The organism is Hymenobacter canadensis, assembly GCF_027359925.1.
Classification (GTDB): domain Bacteria; phylum Bacteroidota; class Bacteroidia; order Cytophagales; family Hymenobacteraceae; genus Hymenobacter; species Hymenobacter canadensis.
In genome coordinates this window covers 1,525,371-1,545,522 of the sequence record NZ_CP114767.1, presented here as the reverse complement: position 1 = coordinate 1,545,522, position 20,152 = coordinate 1,525,371, and the positions used below count along the sequence as shown (strand labels likewise).

The window sequence follows — 20,152 nt, the reverse complement described above, 5'->3', positions numbered from 1 at the left end:
GCCATAACCCGCCGACGGGCCGGCAGGTTTCACAGCCGGGCCTCCACGGCGGCCATCAGGGCGGACAAATCCAGCGGCCGGAGCTGCTCTGCCGTGAGCAGCGGCTGCCAGGCCTCGGCAGCCGACTGCCGCCGGAAAATGGCCGGCAGCGCCTGGTCCGTCAGCTCCGGGTACTGCTGGCGCAGCTCGTCGCGGTGCAGAAACTGGGCCTGGGCCGGCAGCCGCTCCAGAAACGCCCGCCACTCCGGGTACATCGTGCGCGCCCCGTACGTGACGGCGCACAGCGAGCAGGGGTAGGTGGCCGGCGAGAAGGTCTTGTGCAGCGTGTCGAGCACCCCGTTCAGCCAGCCGGCATTGGCATTGTATACAAAGAGCAGCTCGGGCATACAGATAGTGAGTTGTTGGTTGGTCGTTGTCAGTTGTTAGTCTGATACGCTGAACGGATAAGCTTCATGGTTGCCGAAGCTGCAGGTTAGCAATGGTTGGCCGGCAGTGGAATGTCAGGTTGTAAGTCAGTAGATCATCAAGTACCTGACAACTGACAACCAACAACTGCCAGCTCATCATCACTTCCCCAGATAATCGGCAAACGACAGCTGCTCGTAGGCCTGGCCCTGCTGCACCTGCCGCTGCGTGGCGCCGCGGCTGCGGATGACCGGCTGCCGCGCCACGTTGTCGTAGGCCAGGAAACCGGCGGGGGTGATGAAGCCGAAACCATCGGTATAACAGTAGAAAGCCGACGGCTCCTGCACGGGGCGCAGCAGGTTGCGGCTCCAATGGTAGTCGGTGGCGGGCAGCTGCAGCTGGCCCAGCAGGGTCGCGGCCACGTCGGTCTGCGAGCCCAGGTCGGCCCTCACCTGGCCGCGCACTTCGGGGCGCAGCGCGCCGCCGGCCAGCACCAGCGGAATCCGAAACTTGGCCGGTTCCTCCGGCACGCTGTGGCCGGGCAGCGTGTGGCCGTGGTCGGCCACGAGCACCAGCAGCGTGTTGTCGTACCAGGGCTGCTGGCGGGCGGCCTGCAGGAAGCGGCCCAGCGCCCAGTCGGTGTAGTAGACCGAGTTGCGGAACAGCGCCGTTTCGGTGGTGCCTTTGAACTTCGGCGCAATAGGAATCTCAAACGGCTCGTGGCTGCTGAGCGTGAAGGCCGTCACGAAGAACGGCTGCGCCTGGGTGCGCAGATCGGCCAGCACTTGGTCGAACAGCACGTGGTCGTGGGCGCCCCACTTCGAGTTCTGCTGGCTGCGCGGGAAGTTTTCGCGCTCCGTGAAGGCATCGTAGCCGGCGGCGCTCAAGTAGCTTTTCATGTTGGCAAAGGCCAGCTCGCCCCCATAATAATAGTGGGAGCTGTAGCCCACCCGGCCCAGCGCTTGGCGCAGGTGGGGCAGCTTCTCGGTTTTGCGCGGCGACTTGATGATGCCGCCCGAGGTGGGCTGGCTGGGGTAGCCGGAGAGCAGCGCCACCAGCCCCTTCTGGCTCCGGTCGCCGGCCGCGTAGATGTTGTTGAACAGCACCCCGGTGCGGGCCAGGCTGTCGAGGTTGGGCGTCACGCCGGCTTCGCCGCCGGTGCTGGCCACCAGCTTCCCCGTGAAGCTCTCCAGGATGATGAACACGACGTTGGGCCGGGCGTTGCGCAGCAGGCGCACGGTATCGGGGGCGGTGTAGGTGTAGAGCGGGCGCACCAGCCGTTGGGCCGTGCTGTCGGGCAGGAAACGGTAGCGGGCCGGGTCGGTTTCCCGCTGCGTCAGCGAGTTGACCACGTTCCAGGGCAGGTTGACGGCCGCGTGGTTGGCGAAGGGCTGGCGGGCAAAGTACACGTCGCTCTGGTTGATGGGAATCTGCTGCACGCCGCCCCGCAGCGGCACCACCAGCAGCGCCGTGTACAGCACGCTCACCAGCGCCGCCCGCCCGCGCCCGAAGCCGGCCGGCAGTGCCGGCAGCCGGCCTACCACCTTCGTATATAAGAGCCAGCCCAGCAGCAGCAGCCCCGCCAGCAGGCCCAGCAGCAGCAGCAGCGGCGCGTTGCCGGCCGAGGCCGCCATTTCCACCGGCGAGTTCAGGTACTGCAGGGGCGTGGCATCGAGGCGGAAGCCCCAGGTGCGGTACAGCTCCAGGTCGGCAACCGTCAGAAAGGCCACTACCACGCCCATCACGGCGGTGTAGAAGCGCAGCAGCCGGTTGGTGGGTAGGCGCCGGCCTAGCAGGCTGCCAGCCAGCAGCAGCCCAAACGGCACCACGCTCAGGTAGGCCGCCGCCGAAGCATCCAGCCGCAGCCCGTAGCCGAAGGTGCCCGCCACCGTGCCCGCCGGCAGGCTGGCCGTCTGGCCGGCCTGATACAGTAGAAATAGCGCCCGGGTGCTGCAGAAGAAGAGCAGCCAGAACAGGAAGTAGCGCAACTGAAACGCAAAGCGGTTTTTCACGCCCCAAAGGTAGCGCCTGCGCCGCATGCCCACCGCAACGCCGGACATTTGCCGGCAGAATCCGTCAGGCGGCCGGTTGCCGGCCGCCGCCATCCGGCAAAGCCGGCTCCGTGGCGGTAAGCCAATGCCCACGCATAGATAGTGAGTACTTACTTGGCTGGCGTGTTATCTATAGGCCTGGTAAAAACAGGGGGTGAACAAGGATTTAAAGTGATAATCCTTCGGTTGTCTGTTTTTGGAAGGGGGTATGTGTGTAAAATGCGGTGTTTTTAAAATTAATGACCCCGAATCGAAGGGTGGGTTTGGAAAACAACGCTTAATCCGTAACCTTTGTATCACCAAACTGATTTACACCAAACAATTCCCGCTCACCACTTTCATGGCAATTCTTCGCTTTAAAGCACTTGAACTGGTTGATCAGCGTCAGCCGCTAACAGTAGAAAGCAGCGGCGAGCGTCGCTCCGACAGCTTCGGCAAGAATGTATTCAACCTGGATGCTATGCGGGCTACCATGCCCGGCGAGTATTTCAAGAAGCTGCAAGGCGCCATCAAACTGGGTAGCCCGGTAGAGCGCAGCGTGGCCGACGCCGTGGCTTCGGCCATGAAAACCTGGGCCATGGCCAAAGGCGCCACCCACTACACCCACTGGTTCCAGCCCCTGACCGGTGCCACCGCCGAAAAGCACGACTCCTTCTTCGACCTGAACTCTGACGGCCGGCCGATTGAGAACTTTAAGGGCTCGGCGCTGGTGCAGCAGGAGCCCGATGCCTCGTCGTTCCCGAACGGCGGCATCCGCAATACCTTCGAGGCCCGCGGCTACACCGCCTGGGACCCGACTTCGCCCGCTTTCATCATTGAAACCGCCGGCGCCAAAACCCTGTGCATTCCTACCATCTTCGTCGCCTACACCGGCGAGGCCCTCGACTACAAAGCCCCGCTGCTGAAGTCGCTGGCCCGCCTGGAAAAGGCCGCCGTAGATGTGTGCCAGTACTTTGACAAGGACGTAAACCGCGTGCACACCACGCTGGGCATCGAGCAGGAATACTTCCTCGTCGACCGCGCCCTCTACAACGCGCGTCCCGACCTGGTGATGACCGGCCGCACCCTGTTCGGCCACTCGCCGGCCAAAGGCCAGCAGCTCGACGACCACTACTTCGGCTCGATTCCGGCCCGCGTGCACGCCTACATGCTGGAGTACGAAGAGGAAGCCAACAAGCTGGGCATTCCGCTGCGTACGCGCCACAACGAAGTAGCCCCGCACCAGTTCGAGTGCGCGCCAACCTTCGAAGACGCCAACCTGGCCGTCGACCACAACCAGCTGCTCATGGACATCATGGAGCGCGTGGCCGACAAGCACAACTTCAAGGTGCTGCTGCACGAGAAGCCTTTCGCGGGCGTTAATGGCTCGGGCAAGCATAACAACTGGGCGATGAGCACCGATACCGGCGTGAACCTGCTCGCGCCCGGCCGCCGGCCCAAGGAGAACCTGCAGTTCCTGACGTTCTTCATCACGACCATTAAGGCCGTTCACCGCTACGCCGACCTGCTGCGCGCCAGCATCGCCTCGGCCAGCAACGACCACCGCCTCGGCGCCAACGAAGCCCCTCCGGCCATCATGTCGGTATTCGTCGGCTCGATGCTGGACTCGGTGCTGGATGAGCTGGAGCGCACCGCCAAAGTGCCCCTCGACAAAGGCGACAACATCTACCTCAAGCTCGGCATCGACAAGATTCCGGCCATCCTGCTCGACAACACCGACCGTAACCGTACCTCGCCGTTCGCCTTCACCGGCAACAAGTTTGAGTTCCGTGCCGTGGGCTCGTCGGCTAACTGCTCGTCGCCCATGACCACGCTCAACGCCATTGTGGCCGAGCAGCTCATCGACTTCAAAACGTCGGTGGATGCGCTGATTGAGCAGGGCAAAAAGAAGGAAGTGGCCATCGTGGAAGTGCTTCGCGAGTACGTTATCAGCTCGAAAAACATCCGCTTCGAGGGCAACGGCTACTCCGATGAGTGGAAAGACGAAGCCGCCAAGCGTGGCCTGTCCAATGTGCCCACTACGCCCCAGGCCCTGGATGCCATGGTGGAGAAGGAGTCGTCTGACCTGTTTGAGCGCCACCAGATTTTCTCGCACGTAGAGCTGCACGCCCGCCACGAGATTCTGCTGGAAGACTACGTCAAGAAGATTCAGATCGAAAGCCGCGTGATGGGTGACCTCGCCATCAACCATATCATCCCAACGGCCGTAGCCTATCAGACCAAGCTGGTGAGCAACGTGCAGGGCCTGCGGGAGCTGGGCCTCGACGACGAATACTCGCAGGTTACGGTAGACACCATTAAAGCTATTTCGCGGCACATCTTCACGATCAAAACCCAAGTGGAAGAGATGGTGAACAGCCGCAAAGTGGCCAACAAGATTGACGACACCCGCGAACGGGCTATTGCCTATTGCGACACCGTCAAAGCACATTTCGACACCATTCGCCGCTCAGCCGACAAGCTGGAGCTGATGGTGGCCGATGAGGACTGGCCGCTGGTGAAGTACCGCGAACTTTTGTTCCGGCACTAAGCCCAGCGTTCAGAATCGGGCCGGAGTTGGGTGGGAATTTTCTCCGTGCCATGATTTCAAAAAAGCCGTTCCGGGTGGGGCGGCCTTTTTTGTGCCCATATAGTTCGGCTTGCAATCCTGGCTAAATGACTATTGGTGCACAAAAAACCGGCCGGTCTGCTTGTAAAGCGGGCCGGCCGGTTTCTGTTCAGGGCAGTTTTACGCAAATGGGACCAGGGCGGCCAGCAGCGTGTTCAGCATCTGATGCCAGCGCGAGTAGGTGAGTGTACCGCCCGCGGCGGCCTCGCGGCGGGCCGTAGTCAGCCAGGTCAGGAGCACTGTTTTTTCGGGCATGGGCCAGTCGGGGCCGGAGGCGTGCTCGGGCCACTGGGCCGCGGGCCATTGCTGTAGAAAGTATTCGGCCTGATCGGCAAGGCGACCGAGGCGAGCCGCGGCGTAGGGGTCGGTGTGCTGCAGGTGCCGGGCGTTGCGGTAGAGAGTGCGCAACGACCGGCCCAGCGTAAGCGAGTCTTGGGTGAGCCGCTCCGGGGTGAGTTCGTCCGAGGTATTCATCGGACGCACTTACGACGAAGAAAAACGGGCTGGATTTACTGTTTTAGCCGAAAATAACTAAATTTTCGCAAGGGAATTATCCCTCGGAAAGTGGCGTTTGCTCTTCCTTCGGGGCCGAAATCCGGCGCGGCAGTTCCGCATCATCGTCCAGCAGCTCCACGCTGCTGCCGTGGTCGGGCGCGAGGCGTTTCCAGACGGCCTGCTTCAACTCATCAAGGCGGAGCAGGGTATCCTGCACGGAACCGTGGCTGCGGATCTTCTCGAACAGGCCGGTCTTTTGGCCCACTTTCACCATCTGCTCCAGCACAAACGGCAGAATCCAGCCCACTACGCTGGAGGCCAGCACCCCGCGCAGCCCGATACGCACCAGCAGCCGGGCCGCCATGCGCTCCAGCAGCAGCGCCCGCGCCGCCGGCAGGGCTTTGTTGGTCAGGAAATCCACCACCAGTTGCTGATTGCCTTTTTTCAGCTCGGCCCGCAGCACCTCCTGAATAGAATCGAGGGCCGAGGACGCGGCTTTGCGGAACAGGCGGCCCGTTTGCCAGGCGGCCATGCCTGTGAGCTGGCCGGCGGTGCGCAGAAAGTGGGGGAGCAGGCTTACTTTTTTCATCTCGCAGGTAAGTACGCAAAATCAGGCGCAACCGGCGACGATTAGTTGTCAGTTGCTGGTTGTCAGTTGTCAGCATTTCGCCAATTTCCTACCCAACAACTGACAACTGACAACTGACAACTGACAACTGACAACTAGCAACTGACAACTAGCAACGACCAACGGCGGCCGGCTACGTATTGGGGGGTGGGCATGTGCCCGCAGTATCTCACTTGTTTTCGTTTATGAAGGCTATTATCATTACGCAGCCGGGCGGCCCCGAGGTGCTGCAGGTACAGGAGCAGCCCCGGCCGGTGCCGGCGGCCCACGAGGTGCTCATCCGGGTGCATGCCGCCGGCGTCAACCGGCCCGATGTGCTGCTGCGGCAGGGCAAATACGCCGGTGCCGACGACGTGGCCGGTACCGTACCGGGCCTGGAAGTGGCCGGAGTGGTAGCGGAATGTGGCGCGGACGTGGCCCGCTGGCAGCCCGGCGACCGGGTGTGCGCGTTGCTGGCCGCCGGCGGCTACGCCGAGTATGCCGTGGTAGATGCCCGCCATTGCCTGCCCGTGCCCGCCGGCTGGGACTTTCCGGCGGCGGCCGCGCTGCCCGAAACCGTGTTTACGGTGTGGCACAACGTGTTTCAGCGGGGGCAGCTGCAGCCCGGCGAGCGGCTGCTGGTACACGGCGGCAGCAGCGGCATCGGTACCACAGCCGTGCAGCTGGCCGCGGCCCTGGGCAGCCCGGTAGCCGCCACGGTGGGCAGCGAGGCGAAGGCTGAGGCCGTGCGGCAGCTTGGCGCCGACTTGGTTGTCAACTACAAAGAGGACGATTTTGAGGAAGCGGTGCAGGCTGCCGGTGGCGCCGATGTGGTGCTGGACATGATCGGCGGCGACTATACGCCTAAAAACCTGCGCCTGCTGCGCGACGACGGCCGCCTCGTGTTCATCAATGCCATGCAGGGCGGCAAGGCCGAATTCAACGCCCTGGACGTGATGCGCCGTCGCCTGACCATTACCGGCAGTACGCTGCGGCCCCGCTCCGCCGACTTCAAGGCCGCGCTGGCCGTGGAAGTAGAGCGCCACGTCTGGCCATTGCTGGCGGCCGGCAAAATGAAGCCGCTGTTGCATCACACCTTCCCGCTGGCCGAGGCCGCCGCCGCGCACGAAATGCTGGAAAGCAGCGCCCACATTGGCAAGCTGGTGCTGCTGGTAGTGGAATAATTTTGGGTGAGCAGGATTTTTCAGCGAACTAAAGGCAGGCAGCTGCGTACAAAGGGGAATTTCGCCGGCCTATGTGTGGCGAAGTGCCGCTCTCTGCTCACACCTGCACCTTATGCTTACCGCTTTACTTATCGGGGCCACCGGACTGGTCGGCGACTACACGTTGCGCCAGTTGCTTTCCGATACTCGTTTTGACCGTATTAAAGTATTTACCCGCCGGCCAACTGGTTACCACAATCCCGAACGGCTGGAAGAGCACGTAGTGGATTTCGACCAGCCCCAGCAGTGGCAGCACCTGCTGACCGGCGACGTGCTGTTTTCGGCCCTGGGTACCACGCTGGGCCAGGCCGGCAGCACCGCCGCCCAGTACAAGGTAGACTACACGTATCAGTACCAGACAGCCGAAGCGGCCGCCCAAAACGGCGTTGCCTCCTACGTGCTGGTGTCGTCGGCCTCCGCCGACCCGGAGTCGTTTATGTTCTACACGCGCATGAAAGGGGAGCTGGAACGGGCCATCAAGCGCCTGCCTTTTCAGCGAATCCGCATCATCCAGCCCGGTATGCTGGCCGGCAGCCGCCACGAGCCGCGCCTGGCCGAGCGTATTGCGCTGCCCCTGGCCGACCTGGTAGCCCGGCTGCCCGGCCTGCAGCAGTACCGCCCCATCCACGGCCGCGAAGTGGCGCAGGCCATGCTCAACGCCGCCCTCGACCTCAAGCCCGGTGTGCAGATCGATACGCTGGAAGGCGTGTTCCGCCGCGCCAATCAGTAACGCGAAGCGCCAGCTTGCGCGAACGAGCGAAGCGAGTAGTCGGCGTTGGCGCTAAGTGGCGCGGCCCCGGCTACTCGCTTCGCTCGTTCGCGCAAGCTGGAACGTTACTTTATGCTTTCTTCCACTTAATGGTGCAGCCGATGGCCTTAGTGGCGCCTACCGTAGCCGGCTTGCCCGCCAGGATATCGGTCATGGCGTTTTCCAGATACTTGGTTTTCACCAGCTTGGCATCTTCCGAGTTATCGTCGATGGCCCCAATGTAGCTCACCACAAAGTCGTTGCCCTGGCGGCTGACGACGTATAGGTGCGGCGTGCGGGTGGCGCCATACTGCCGCGCTACCTCCTGCGACTCATCCTGCAGGTACGGGAAGCCGTATTTCTTCTCCTTGGCCCGTTTCTGCATATCGGCAAACGAGTCGCCGGGCGCTACGGCGGGGTCGTTGGGGTTGATGGCTACCACGGGGTAGCCCTGCGGCGCGTATTTGGTGTGCAGGTCGATGATGCGCTGCTCGTAGGCTTTGGCGTAGGGGCAGGTGTTGCAGGTGAACACCACGATGTAGCCTTTGGCGGCCTTGTTGGAAGCCAGCGATACCAGCTTGCCGTCCACGTTTTTCAGTTGAAAGTCAGCGGCTTTGTCGCCGACTTGGTAGCCGGTGGCTGCCGTGCGGAGCATCATAAAACTACTCAGGGCCAGCAGCAGGCAGGCGGCCAGAGCGGGAAGAAGCTTTTTCATGGTGAGGAAGAAGTGAATGTGAAAAGGAATCTATTGCAGAAACTGCTGTAGCGCGGCCGTCAGCTCGGGCTGGGTGAATTCCTGCTCGAACGAGGCGCGCTTCTGCCGTTTGTTGTTGATCATCAGCGTAAACGGCAGCGCGCCCGACCACTGGCTGTCCACCTTATCCATCCAGGTATTCGGGTCGGTTTCGTTGAGCAGCAGCACCTCCGAGCGCAGGCCGCGCCTGGCCACAAACGGCCGGACTTTCTTGTCGAGCTGCGACGCATAATCGGTACTGACCAGCAGCACCTTCACTTTCCGGCCCGCGTAGGCGCGATTTAGCTGTTCGAAATTCGGCAGCTCTTTCACGCAGGGCGCGCACCAGGTGGCCCAGAAGTTTACCACGTAGGTGGTGTCGGAGGGCTGGCTCAGGCGGCGTTGCAGCTCCGGCAGCCGCACCACGGCCACCCGCTGCGCCTGGCCCGGCAAAGCCAGCAGGCAACAGGCCAGGGCCAGCAGGATGAATTTGTGCATCATAGACAATGGAAAGATCAACAGGGGGCTGATTGACAGACAGCCAACGGCCGCCGAAGTTGCCGCAACCCCTGAAACCTGAACAGGACGGCTCAGGCCATAAAGTCCGGCACCACCTGCAGGCAGACGGGCGCGGGCACTTCCACCACCACGCCCGTAGGCGTCAGCCGGCCCGTTTGGGCGTTGATGGTGTAGGTCACGATGTTGTTGGAGTTCTGGTTGGCCACCAGCAGAATGGCGCCGCTGGGGTCGATGGCGAAGTTGCGGGGCGTCTTGCCCTGGGTGCTCACGTGCTCTACCAGCGTCAGGCGGCCGGAGTCGGGCGCCACGGCAAACACGGCCAGGCTGTCGTGGCCGCGGTTGGTGGCGTACACGAACCGGCCGTTGGGATGCACATGGATATCGGCGCAGGTGTTGGGGGCCGTGAAGCCGGCTGGCAACGCCGGTACCGTGTGCAGCTCCCGGAACGTGCCGGCTGCGGCGTCGTAAGCCAGCGCCGTTACGCTAGATGTCAGCTCGTTGATGAGGTAGGCCCAGCGGCCGTTGGGGTGGAACGTGAGGTGGCGCGGCCCGGCGCCCGGCTGGGTGGTGAAGGCCGGGGCCGGCAGCGGCGTCCACTGGCCCGCGCCGGCATCCAGCCGGTAGCCCAGCACTTGGTCGGTGCCCAGGTCCACGGCGAAGGCAAAGCGGCCCGCCGGATCCGGGATGATGCAGTGGGCGTGAGCTTCGGTCTGGCGGTTTTTATTGGGGCCGGAGCCGCGGTGCTGGTCGGTGGCGGAAGGGGGCCGCAGCGTGCCATCCGGAGCAATGGGCAGCAGGCTCACGCTGCCGCCGCCGTAGTTGGCCACCAGCGCCGCCCGGCCGGAGCCGTCGAGACTGAGGTAGCAGGGGCCGCCGCCGGCTGAGGGCTGCTGGTTGAGCGCCGTGAGGCCGCCCGTGCGCCGGTCGATGGCAAAGGCGCTGACGTAGCCGCTTTTCGCGCCCTGGAACTCGTCTACTTCGTTGGCGGCGTACAGGTGCTCCTGCTTGCTGTCGATGGCCAGAAAAGCCGGATTGGGGCCGCCTTTCTCGGCCCGCAGGCGGGTGAGGGCGCCGGTGGTGGCGTTGAGGCGGTAGAGGAAAATGCTGTCGGCCTCTGCCTTGGCATAGGTGCCCACGTACACCAGATAGTCGGGCCGGCTGCGGCCGGTGAGGGCGCTGGCGCAGCCGGAAAGGCCCAGCGGCAAACCCACCAGCGTGAGGCCGGTGAGCTTCAGAAAGTGGCGCCGGGAAGCAGTGAAATCGGTCATGGCAAGGCGGGTAAGAGGCGGGGAAAGCAGGCCGACAAGGTAGCGGGTAAAGAGGGCTTTCGGTGCGCGCAGCCCGGGTGGTGGCTGCCGACCAGTCCCGGGCAGCTGGCGCGGCACCCGAACGTAACGGCTACCTCGTACCTTTGCCCGGTCCCGCAACTTTCGCCTTCCGCCGCCGGTTTTCTTTCTATGAACAAGACGTATTGCCCCAGCCTCACCGAATACAAGCGCCGCATCTCCCGCGAAGTGAAAATCGGCGACCTGCCGATGGGCGGGCTCAACCCCATTCGGGTGCAGAGCATGACCACCGTGGACACCATGGACACGCTGGGCTCGGTGGAGCAGACGCTGCGCATGGTGGAAGCCGGGTGCGAGTACGTGCGCATCACGGCCCCCAGCGTGAAGGAGGCCCAGAACCTGCTCGAAATCAAGAAGGAGCTGCGCAAGCGGGGCTGCACCGTGCCGCTCATTGCCGACATCCATTTCACGCCCAACGCCGCCGAGCTGGCCGCCCGCATCGTGGAGAAAGTGCGCGTGAACCCCGGCAACTACGCCGACAAGAAGAAATTCGACGTCATTGAGTACACCGACAGCAGCTACGCCGCCGAGGTGGAGCGCATCCGGGAGCGGTTCCGTCCGCTGGTCCAGATCTGCAAGCAGTACGGCACGGCCATGCGCATCGGCACCAACCACGGCTCCCTTTCGGACCGGATTCTGAGCCGTTACGGCGATACGCCATTGGGTATGGTGGAGTCGGCGCTGGAATTCCTGCGCCTCTGCGAGGAGGAAAACTACTACGATGTGGTGCTGAGCATGAAGGCCAGCAACACCCAGGTGATGGTGCAGGCCTACCGCCTGCTGGTGCAGAAACTCGACACCGAAGGCCTGCAGCCCTACCCGCTGCACCTGGGCGTGACGGAAGCCGGCGAAGCCGAAGACGGCCGCATCAAGAGCGCCGTCGGCATCGGCACGCTGCTCGAAGACGGCCTCGGCGACACCGTGCGCGTGAGCCTCACCGAAGCCCCCGAAGCCGAAGCTCCGGTGGCCAAAGCGCTGATTGACCGGTACACCAACCGGGCGCAGGAGGCGCGGCCCATTCGGCCGTTGACCTCACCCCCTAGCCCCCTCTCCTCAGGAGAGGGGAAACTAGCTTTAGAAACTGATTCTAAAAAGCTAGACGCTAGTTCCTCCTCTCCTGAGGAGAGGGGGCTAGGGAGTGAGGTGCCCATCGACCCCTTCCAGTATCACCGCCGCCACACGCACGAGGTAGCCAACTTTGGGGGGCAGAACGTGCCGCGGGTAGTAGCCGACCTCTCGCGTCTGCCGCGCCTGGAATACGCCGATTTGCGGGCGGCCGGGCACTTGTATTCGTCGTTTCTGGATAAGTTTCAGATGAGCGACCTGGGTGCCGACTACGTGTACACCGGCGAGCGGCCGGTACCATTTATGCTACCCAACGGCCTGAAGGAAGTGGTAGCGCACCGCGCCTGGATGGATGCCGGCCAGCGCTCCGACCATTTCCCGCTGCTCACAGCCGACACCTATCTGAGCAACTTCCCCAAGCTGCACCCCACGCTCAACTTCCTGCTACTGGAACTCAGCACGCTCGATGCGGACCTGCTGGCCCAGCTTCGCCAGGACCGCACGGTGGTACTGGTGCTCGAAACCACCAATGCCCACGCCATGCCCGAGTTGCGGCGGGCATTCTTCGAGCTGATCAACAACGGTGTTACCTGCCCCGTGGTAGTGCGCCGTACCTACACGCTGGAAAGCCCTTCCCAAACTCAACTCGACGCGGCTACCGACGTAGGTGGCTTGCTAATCGACGGCCTCGGCGACGGTATCTCGCTGTGCACTGACCTACTACCTGAGCAAGGCCAGGAAGCTTGGTTGCGCGACATTGACCAACTCAACCAGCTCAGCTTCGGCATCCTGCAGGCGGCCCGCACGCGCATGAGCAAGACGGAGTACATCAGCTGCCCCAGCTGCGGCCGTACTCTGTTCGACCTGCAGGAAACCACCGCCATGATCCGCAAGCGCACCGACCACCTGAAGGGCGTGAAAATCGGCATCATGGGCTGCATCGTGAACGGTCCCGGCGAAATGGCCGATGCCGACTACGGCTACGTGGGCGTGGGTAAAGGCAAAATTGCCCTCTACCGCGGCCAGGAAGTCATCAAGAAATCGGTGCCCGAAGAACAAGCCGTGGACCAGCTCATCGACCTCATGCGCGAAGACGGCCGCTGGATGGAAAAGGAGCTGCTGGAAGAGCCGGTGGCGGGGTAGCTTGTAGCTATATGGCTATTGTGGATAATGAGAAAATGTGGCTAGCTCTTGAGCGAATCGCATTCAATAGTAAAAAACACGCTTCGATTTTGAGAAGTGAGAATCTGGAAGTGCTTGAACTGATATGCCCTGATCTGGAGGCTAGGTGTTTCTTTGCTGAGTTTTCCTTCGACACAGTTGTTGAAATTGGCGCGTATTGTTTCAATGAGAGCAATGAGCTTAAAAAAGAATACACTTGGGATGACGCGTTCAAATATGCTTTAAGGCATAACTTACTCCTGGTCGGTAGTACAGCTAATGGAGATTTGGTAGCGCTGGATTTGAATGACTACCAGATAGGTATTCTATTTCATGATTACTTCTTGGAAGATGAAGGAGAAGACCCTAGGAAGTATCTGATTAAGATGGATTGCTCTATAGGACAGTTCTTTATGAACTCGGTTTCAATAGATGAATACCCTGTTGATGCGTATGAAGCCGCCGCTTACACCGGCGCAGAGTTTACCGGCTATTGGAGTCCGGAAAATACCGAATAGATACAGAGTAGTAAATCGGCTCTAAAACATCCGCGCCGCTCATCCGTCCTCCCCAGCATGAAACTACGCGTAATCCTGACCGGCACGACCGGCATGGTAGGAGAAGGAGTGCTACTCGAATGCCTCAACAGCTCGGAAGTGGAGCAGGTGCTCAGCATCAGCCGCCGGCCCAGTGGGCACCAGCACCCCAAGCTGCGGGAGCTGCTGCACGAGGATTTCCAGAACCTCACGCCCATTGCCGACCAACTGCGGGGCTACAACGCCTGCTTTTTCTGCCTGGGTGTATCGTCGGTGGGGATGCAGGAGCCGGAGTACCGCCGCCTCACCCACGACCTGACCCTGCACTTCGCCCAGACGCTGCTCACCCACAACGGCCCCGACCTCACGTTCTGCTACGTCTCGGGCGCTGGCACCGACGACACGCTGCGCAGCCGCCAGATGTGGGCCCGCGTGAAGGGCGAAACCGAAAATGAGCTGCGGCAGCTGGATTTCCGGCAGGCGTTCATGTTCCGGCCCGGTTTCCTGCGGGCCACCCCCGGCCAGCGGCACGTGCTGTCGTACTACAAGTATTTCGGCTGGCTGTACCCCGTGGTGCGGGGCGTGGCCCCCAAATTTGCCTCCACGCTGGTGGAGCTGGGCCAAGCCATGCTGCATGTAGCCCAGCGCGGCTACCCCAAACCCATCCTGGAAGTACCCGACATCGTGGCCGCGGCGAAAGGGTAGAGACGCAATATCTTGCGTCTCATCGTTGCTGATGTTGTTTACCTGGAGAAATTCCGGCCGTTCAACGATGAAGCGCACGATGTAGAGACGCGACACTTCGCGTCTCCTCATTGCTGATGTTGTTTGCCTGGCGGTACGGTTCCGGCCGTTCAACGGGGAGACGCAAAATATTGCGTCTCTACACCGTGCCAGCTTGACCTACCTACACTTATCCTTCCGGCGCGTGTCGATGATGTGCGCAATCCTCCAGCCCTCTGTCAGCTTCACCAGCTGAAACGAGTTGTAGCCGCAGTGGCTGAAGGTGCTGCCCCGGTAGAACTCGTAGGGCGTCCAGACGCTGGCCAGGTTGGCGTCGATGAGCACTTTGTCGAACGTGATGCGCTCATCCCACACCTCCGAATGCGGCGTGCCTACTGCCTTCACGAAATTCGAGGGGTTTTCGGGGCGCAACTGCGTCTGGCCGTTTTTGGCGGTGAGGGTGTGAAATACGGCCCCCGGCGCCAGCGTGGCGCGCACGGCGGCACTGTCGCCGCGGCGCATCCCGTCGAAGAACCGACGGATGGTTTGCTGCACCGCCTCGGTTTCGGTAGCCGGTTTGGTTTGGGCGAAGGCCGCCGAAGCGGTTAGCATCAGGGGCAGCAGGAGCAGAGGCTTCATAAATAGGGCAGGAGGGTGGAGCGCGCAAAGTAACAGAACGTCCTGCCGAAGCAGCACGCGGGCCGACGTTGGATGTAGAGACGCGTATTCGCGTCTCGTCGTTGCTGATGTTATTTGAGTGGACGGCGCGGCCTCAGTCGTTCAACGGCGAGACGTGAATACGCGTCTCTACATCGTACTGCCGGTGCGGTTCCGCTCGTTCAACGACGAGCCGCGGAGGGTCGCGGCTCTATACCGCGCGGCTGTCCGTGGCTTGATAAAATTATGGCTTGCCGCTATTGCCACCGGGCAGCCGCCTATTTTTACGGATTGCCGCAGTTTCGGCCCCTTTCCCCGCGCTTCTCCCATGACGTTTTCCCGCACCTTCGACCTGCTGGCTCACCTGGCCCACACCACCCCCGAGGCCGATTGCCTGGTAGAAAAAAAGGACGACCACTGGCATCCGCTGAGTGCCGCCAAGGTGCAGGAAATGAGCAACCACGCCAGCCTGGGGCTGCGTGCGTTGGGCGTGCGGGCCGCCGATAAGGTGGCCATCATCTGCCCCAACCGCCCCGAGTGGGTGGTGGCCGATATGGGCATTGCTCAGCTGGGGGCCGTGAGCGTGCCCATGTACCCGACCATCACGGTGGAGGACTACCGCCACATTTTCCAGGATGCCGGCGTGCGCGTGGTGCTGGTGGAGGGCGAAAAGCTGCTGGCTCGGGTGCAGGAGGCTGTAGCCGGGCTGCCGCACGGTCCCGAGCACATCCTCACCTTCGAGCCCACGCCCGGCCACCGCTCCTTCGCCGACCTGCTGGCCCTGGGGGCCGCCGCCGACGTGGCCGCGCTGGAGCCCCTGAAAGCCGCCGTGCAGCCCGACGACCTGCTCACGCTCATCTACACCTCCGGTACCACCGGCCGGCCCAAAGGCGTGATGCTCAGCCACCGCAACATCCTGTTCAACTGCCAGAATCTGCTGAGCTACCTGCCCCTGTCTCCGGGCCACAAAACCCTCAGCTTTCTGCCCCTGAGCCATATTTTCGAGCGCACGGCCACCTTCCTGTACCTGCAGCTGGGCTTCAGCATCTACTACGCCGAAAGCGTGGAGCGCATTGCCGACAACCTGCGCGAGGTGCAGCCCCACGTGTTTACTACGGTGCCCCGCCTGCTCGAAAAAATCTACGACAAGATTGTGGCCACCGGCCAGCAGCTCACCGGCCTCAAGCGCAAGCTGTTCTTCTGGGCCCTTGATCTGGGGCTGCGCTACGACACCCAAAAAGACCAGGGCGCGTGGTATAACGCCCAATTGGCGCTGGCCAACAAGCTGGTGTTCAGCAAGTGGCGCGCGGCTATGGGCGGGCAGGTGCGCTACATCGTGAGCGGGGGCGGGGCCCTGCAGCCGCGGCTGGCGCGGGTGTTCTGGGCGGCCGGCATCCGGGTGATGGAGGGCTACGGCATGACCGAAACCTCGCCCGTTATTGCCGCCAGCCAGCCCGTGCCCGAGGGCAACCTCATCGGGGCCGTAGGGCCGGTGCTGCCGGGCGTGGAGGTGAAAATCGCCGCCGACGGCGAAATCCTGACCCGCTCGCCCTCCGTGATGCAGGGCTACTACCAGCGCCCCGACCTCACGGCCGAAGTCATCGACGCCGAGGGCTGGCTGCACACCGGCGACATTGGCGAGATGGTGCAGGGCCGCTTCCTCAAAATCACGGACCGCAAAAAGGAGATGTTCAAAACCTCCAACGGCAAGTATGTGGCCCCGCAACCGCTGGAATCGAAGCTGTCGGAGTCGCCGCTGGTGGAGCAGGTGATGGTGCTGGGTGAGGGCGAGAAGTACGCCGCCGCCCTGCTGGTGCCCGCCTTCACCGAGCTGCGCGCCTGGGCCAAGCAGCACCAGCTCCCCGCCGACCTCTCCGATGCCGCCCTGGCCGCCCACGCCCAGGTGCGCCAGCTCTACGAGCAGCTGGTGCAGCAAACCAACGCCGCCTTCGCCCAGTGGGAGCAGATCAAGAAAATCGAGCTGCTACCCGCCCTCTGGAGCGTGGAATCGGGCGAGCTGACGCCCACGCTCAAAGTGCGCCGCAAAATCATCAGCCAGAACAACCAGCAGCGCATCGAGAACCTGTTTCGGGGGTAGCGCCGTAGCCGGTTAGCGTGAAAGAACGTCATGCTGAGCTTGTCGAAGCATCTCTACCGCTTCGTTGTAATGAGTGAATTACTAACGGTAGAGATGCTTCGGCAAGCTCAGCATGACGTTCTGTTGTCAAAACGCAACAACGCCAGCCGTTCAACGACTCTGACTGTGCGCAGAAACGCGAGCTGCAAAGTTCGCGCTACTACCGGCTATCCGGCCGTTGCGCAAATCTTTTCCGCTCCCCGGGTGTTATATTTCCGAACCCGAATCCAACTGCCTCATGCGCAAAGACCTGTTCAATTTCGGCCCGATGTTCGGGTACTTTTTCCGCAAAGACGACCCCGCGCGCCACACCAATTTCAACCTGCGCACCATGCACTTCATCAATAAGCTGAGCATGGCCATGTTTCTGGTGGGCCTCATGGTGCTGATTTACCGCTGGTTTATCCGCTAAGCCGCACCCCACAAAACGGCCCCGACAGCTGCTGTAAGGCAGGTGCCGGGGCCGTTGTAATTAGGGCCGGACGTGGCTAGGGGCGCGTTTTCAGCGAGTCGCGCTTGTCGATGGCGTCGAGCACCTGATTGGCCGTGAAATCCTTGTCTACGGTGATGTAGCCGGCGGGCGCGATGCGGCGGCCGCTGCCGGTGATAAACGTGGGCCGGATGCGCATCGTCAGGCGCACGGGCTGCCGGTCACGGTCGGCCAGGCCCAGTACCAGGTCCGCCAGCGCCTCCCCGGACTTTTCGCCCACGGCTTCGCGCAGGTTGCTTTCCAGCGTGACGGGGGCCAGCGCGGTGCCGTTGGGTGCCACTTCGATGCGCTCGGTGGAGCGGCCGGTGGCCACCTGCTTGCCGTCGATGAGGGCAATGTAGTCCAGCTCGTTGAGGGCGGCGGTTTCGTCGTTGGGGTTGCGGATTTCCAGATTCACGCGCATGCGCAGCGGCAGGTTGCCGGTGGCGTAGGCGGTAGCCAGCCGGGCCTTGTCGATGGTGCTCAAGTCGCCGGGCCGCCGGATCTGGGTCACGTCGATGCCGGCCACAGTGGCCTGCTCCACGGAGGCCAGCCGGATCTGGGTGTCTTTGAAGGCTTTGGCCTGCTGCACCTGCTCGGAGATGCCGCAGCTGCCGAGGCCCAGGGCCAGCAGCAGGCTGCCGGCAAGTAGGGAAAAGCGGGGTTTGGTAGGAGTGAGGCGGTGCAGCATGGCGGTTGTGGGTCAGGAGGAGAGAATTGGAGTGACTGCCTATACCAGCTTCGTTTGCAGCGGGTTGCTATGCAACAGCCAATTGGCCGGATTTTATGCCCCGCACCTCTCGCCGCCGGTGGGCCCCACAGCCAAACAGCCCGCGTACTGCCTGAATGCTTCGTAAATCTGTTGAAACCGGTAGCTTCGCCGCATGAACATCGAAGACTTCCGCGACTATTGCCTGCTCAAAGCCGGCGTGACCGAAGAAACGCCTTTCGGCCCCGAAACGCTGGTGTTCAAAGTCGGCGGCAAAGTGTTTGCCCTCACCGACATCGAAACCTTCGGCAGCATCAACCTGAAATGTGACCCGGAGCGGGCCCAAGAGCTGCGCGAACAGCACGAGTACGTGCTGCCCGGCTACCACATGAACAAGAAGCACTGGAACACGGTGCTCATCGGCACGGGCGCGCCGGAGCGGCAGCTGCGCGAACTGATCGACCATTCCTATGACCTGGTGCGCGCTTCTCTGCCCAAAAAGCTGCGCGAGGAGCTGGCCGCCGCCGAGCAGTAGCGCGCCATCCAAGTGTAAAAGCGGCTTCTGCCGCTTTCTTTTTAAATCAGGTTGTAACTTCATTAGTTACAATGCTACTTTTGTCGCACCAAGTACCGGAAGCCACGGCCGTGCCGCCGGGCTTTTCTCTCCCAGATTATGCAGATCAGCAGCCGTTTTTCCGTCGCCGTACATGTACTTTCCCTGCTGGCGCTGCCGGAGCAGGATGCTGTGTTGCTGACTTCGGAGCGCATGGCGGGCAGCGTGAACACCAACCCGGTGGTGATTCGGCGGATTCTGGGGCAGCTCAAGAAGGCCGGGCTGGTAGAAGTGCGGCCGGCTTCGGGCGGCACGTTCCTTACGCGCCAGCCTGCGGCCATCACGCTGCTGGAGGTGTACCGGGCCGTGGAAGTGGTGGAGGAAGGCCAGCTGTTCAGCGTGCACGACAAGCCCAACCCGGCCTGCCTGGTGGGCCGCCACATTCAGTCGGCGCTGGATGATACGCTGCAGCGCGCCCAGAAGGCCCTGGAGCAGGTGCTGGCCCACGCCACCCTGCAGCAGGTCACCACCGACATTGCAGCCAAAGCCCTTATTCCCTGACTTTTTTTTGCGCTTGATTGTAACTATAGTGGTTACAGTGCGTCTCTTTTTCTCTTCACTTTACCCTTTACTTCCATGAAAATTGCCCTCATCGGTGCCACTGGCTTTGTTGGCTCCCGCATCCTGGCCGAAGCCCTGCAGCGCGGCCACCACGTAACGGCCCTCGTGCGCGACCCCGCCAAACTCACCCAGACCTCCGACCACCTGACCGTAGTAACCGGCGACGTAACCCACGTCGACGAAACCGCCCGCCAGCTGGCCGGCCACGACGTGGTTATCAACGCCTTCAGCGCCGGCTGGACCAACCCCAACCTCTACCACGACTTCCTGGAAGGCTCTCGCGCCATCGAAGCCGCCACCGTGCAGTCGGGCGTGGCACGGCTGGTGGCCATCGGCGGAGCCGGCAGCCTCTATATCAACGGCCAGCAGCTAGTAGACGGCCCGGATTTCCCCGCCGACATCAAACCCGGGGCCCAGGCCGCCCGCGACTACCACAACGAGCTGAAAACGAACGACACCCTCGATTGGACGTTCCTGAGCCCCGCCATCGAAATGCACCCCGGTATCGACACCGGCCGCACCGGCCACTACCGCCTCGGCACCGAAAACCCAGTGTTTAACGCCGAAGGCCGCAGCATCCTCTCGGGCGAAGATCTGGCCGTGGTGGTGCTCGACGAAGTAGAGCAGCCCAAACACAGCCGCCAGCGGTTCACCGCAGCGTATTAGTATATCTGTCATCCTGAGCGGAGCGAAGGACCTTATCACGTAAGGATGGCTATCATACGAAGTGTTCTGACGTGATAAGATCCTTCGCTCCGCTCAGGATGACAAACGAAAAAGGCCCAC

At 62.3% G+C, this 20,152-nt stretch carries 20 protein-coding genes; 11 read left to right on the top strand and 9 right to left on the bottom strand.

The features are described 5' to 3' along the window. Window positions 1-29: 29 nt before the first annotated feature. Together O3303_RS06745 and O3303_RS06740 are read right to left on the bottom strand one after the other, a co-directional pair. Window positions 30-386, bottom strand: a complete 357-nt coding sequence (locus O3303_RS06745; protein ID WP_269561303.1) for a hypothetical protein — start codon at window positions 384-386, stop codon at window positions 30-32. A gap of 180 nt (window positions 387-566) precedes the next feature. After that, window positions 567-2,417, bottom strand: coding sequence for an LTA synthase family protein (locus tag O3303_RS06740; protein WP_269561302.1), 1,851 nt, complete (start codon window positions 2,415-2,417; stop codon window positions 567-569). Between the two features lie 379 nt (window positions 2,418-2,796). Here O3303_RS06740 and O3303_RS06735 point away from each other — a divergent pair, with 379 nt between their 5' ends. Then, window positions 2,797-4,986: a glutamine synthetase III family protein gene (locus O3303_RS06735; protein ID WP_269561301.1), complete on the top strand. Its 2,190-nt coding sequence runs from the start codon at window positions 2,797-2,799 to the stop codon at window positions 4,984-4,986. Window positions 4,987-5,184: 198 nt separating this feature from the next. Here the strand turns inward: O3303_RS06735 and O3303_RS06730 are convergent, their stop codons facing one another. After that, window positions 5,185-5,547, bottom strand: a complete 363-nt coding sequence (locus tag O3303_RS06730; protein WP_269561300.1) for a hypothetical protein — start codon at window positions 5,545-5,547, stop codon at window positions 5,185-5,187. 67 nt (window positions 5,548-5,614) lie between these two features. Further along, entirely contained in the window at window positions 5,615-6,148 is a 534-nt protein-coding gene (locus tag O3303_RS06725) for a hypothetical protein (RefSeq protein ID WP_269561299.1), read from the bottom strand. Between the two features lie 224 nt (window positions 6,149-6,372). On the opposite strand from O3303_RS06725, the gene O3303_RS06720 reads away from it, so the two are divergent. Together O3303_RS06720 and O3303_RS06715 are read left to right on the top strand one after the other, a co-directional pair. Then, window positions 6,373-7,350, top strand: coding sequence for an NAD(P)H-quinone oxidoreductase (locus O3303_RS06720; RefSeq protein WP_269561298.1), 978 nt, complete (start codon window positions 6,373-6,375; stop codon window positions 7,348-7,350). A 112-nt stretch (window positions 7,351-7,462) separates the two neighbouring features. Further along, on the top strand, window positions 7,463-8,119 hold the full coding sequence (locus O3303_RS06715) for an NAD(P)H-binding protein (protein ID WP_269561297.1): 657 nt from the start codon (window positions 7,463-7,465) through the stop codon (window positions 8,117-8,119). A gap of 109 nt (window positions 8,120-8,228) precedes the next feature. Here the strand turns inward: O3303_RS06715 and O3303_RS06710 are convergent, their stop codons facing one another. From O3303_RS06710 to O3303_RS06700, 3 genes are all read right to left on the bottom strand, one after another. After that, entirely contained in the window at window positions 8,229-8,852 is a 624-nt protein-coding gene (locus tag O3303_RS06710) for a thioredoxin family protein (RefSeq protein ID WP_269561296.1), read from the bottom strand. Between the two features lie 30 nt (window positions 8,853-8,882). Next, complete coding sequence (locus O3303_RS06705) at window positions 8,883-9,371, bottom strand: TlpA disulfide reductase family protein (RefSeq protein ID WP_269561295.1); 489 nt, start codon at window positions 9,369-9,371, stop codon at window positions 8,883-8,885. 89 nt (window positions 9,372-9,460) lie between these two features. Beyond that, the gene (locus O3303_RS06700) at window positions 9,461-10,657 is read right to left on the bottom strand and encodes a lactonase family protein (RefSeq protein ID WP_269561294.1); all 1,197 of its coding nucleotides are present in this window, start codon (window positions 10,655-10,657) and stop codon (window positions 9,461-9,463) included. Between the two features lie 189 nt (window positions 10,658-10,846). Here O3303_RS06700 and ispG point away from each other — a divergent pair, with 189 nt between their 5' ends. From ispG to O3303_RS06685, 3 genes are read left to right on the top strand one after another with little or no spacing between them, the layout of a single operon-like run. After that, complete coding sequence (gene ispG, locus O3303_RS06695; RefSeq protein WP_269561293.1) at window positions 10,847-12,943, top strand: (E)-4-hydroxy-3-methylbut-2-enyl-diphosphate synthase; 2,097 nt, start codon at window positions 10,847-10,849, stop codon at window positions 12,941-12,943. 11 nt (window positions 12,944-12,954) lie between these two features. Beyond that, window positions 12,955-13,479: a hypothetical protein gene (locus tag O3303_RS06690; RefSeq protein ID WP_269561292.1), complete on the top strand. Its 525-nt coding sequence runs from the start codon at window positions 12,955-12,957 to the stop codon at window positions 13,477-13,479. A gap of 57 nt (window positions 13,480-13,536) precedes the next feature. Next, window positions 13,537-14,202 carry a Rossmann-fold NAD(P)-binding domain-containing protein gene (locus O3303_RS06685; RefSeq protein ID WP_269561291.1) on the top strand — a complete coding sequence of 222 codons (666 nt, stop codon included), beginning with the start codon at window positions 13,537-13,539 and terminating at the stop codon, window positions 14,200-14,202. A gap of 198 nt (window positions 14,203-14,400) precedes the next feature. Here the strand turns inward: O3303_RS06685 and O3303_RS06680 are convergent, their stop codons facing one another. After that, entirely contained in the window at window positions 14,401-14,859 is a 459-nt protein-coding gene (locus O3303_RS06680) for a nuclear transport factor 2 family protein (protein ID WP_269561290.1), read from the bottom strand. 346 nt (window positions 14,860-15,205) lie between these two features. On the opposite strand from O3303_RS06680, the gene O3303_RS06675 reads away from it, so the two are divergent. Then, window positions 15,206-16,975, top strand: a complete 1,770-nt coding sequence (locus O3303_RS06675; protein WP_269561289.1) for an AMP-dependent synthetase/ligase — start codon at window positions 15,206-15,208, stop codon at window positions 16,973-16,975. Between the two features lie 277 nt (window positions 16,976-17,252). Continuing rightward, window positions 17,253-17,426 (top strand): DUF6728 family protein, encoded by a 174-nt coding sequence (locus O3303_RS06670; RefSeq protein ID WP_269561288.1) that lies wholly within the window; start codon window positions 17,253-17,255, stop codon window positions 17,424-17,426. A 76-nt stretch (window positions 17,427-17,502) separates the two neighbouring features. Here the strand turns inward: O3303_RS06670 and O3303_RS06665 are convergent, their stop codons facing one another. Then, on the bottom strand, window positions 17,503-18,174 hold the full coding sequence (locus O3303_RS06665) for an LEA type 2 family protein (protein WP_269561287.1): 672 nt from the start codon (window positions 18,172-18,174) through the stop codon (window positions 17,503-17,505). A 193-nt stretch (window positions 18,175-18,367) separates the two neighbouring features. On the opposite strand from O3303_RS06665, the gene O3303_RS06660 reads away from it, so the two are divergent. The 3 genes from O3303_RS06660 (at window position 18,368) to O3303_RS06650 (ending at window position 20,032) form a co-directional block, all read left to right on the top strand. Continuing rightward, complete coding sequence (locus O3303_RS06660) at window positions 18,368-18,727, top strand: MmcQ/YjbR family DNA-binding protein (RefSeq protein ID WP_269561286.1); 360 nt, start codon at window positions 18,368-18,370, stop codon at window positions 18,725-18,727. 138 nt (window positions 18,728-18,865) lie between these two features. Continuing rightward, on the top strand, window positions 18,866-19,306 hold the full coding sequence (locus O3303_RS06655; protein WP_269561285.1) for an Rrf2 family transcriptional regulator: 441 nt from the start codon (window positions 18,866-18,868) through the stop codon (window positions 19,304-19,306). A gap of 75 nt (window positions 19,307-19,381) precedes the next feature. Further along, a complete protein-coding gene (locus tag O3303_RS06650) occupies window positions 19,382-20,032 on the top strand; it encodes an NAD(P)-dependent oxidoreductase (protein ID WP_269561284.1) in 651 nt (216 codons plus the stop codon). Window positions 20,033-20,152 lie beyond the last annotated feature (120 nt).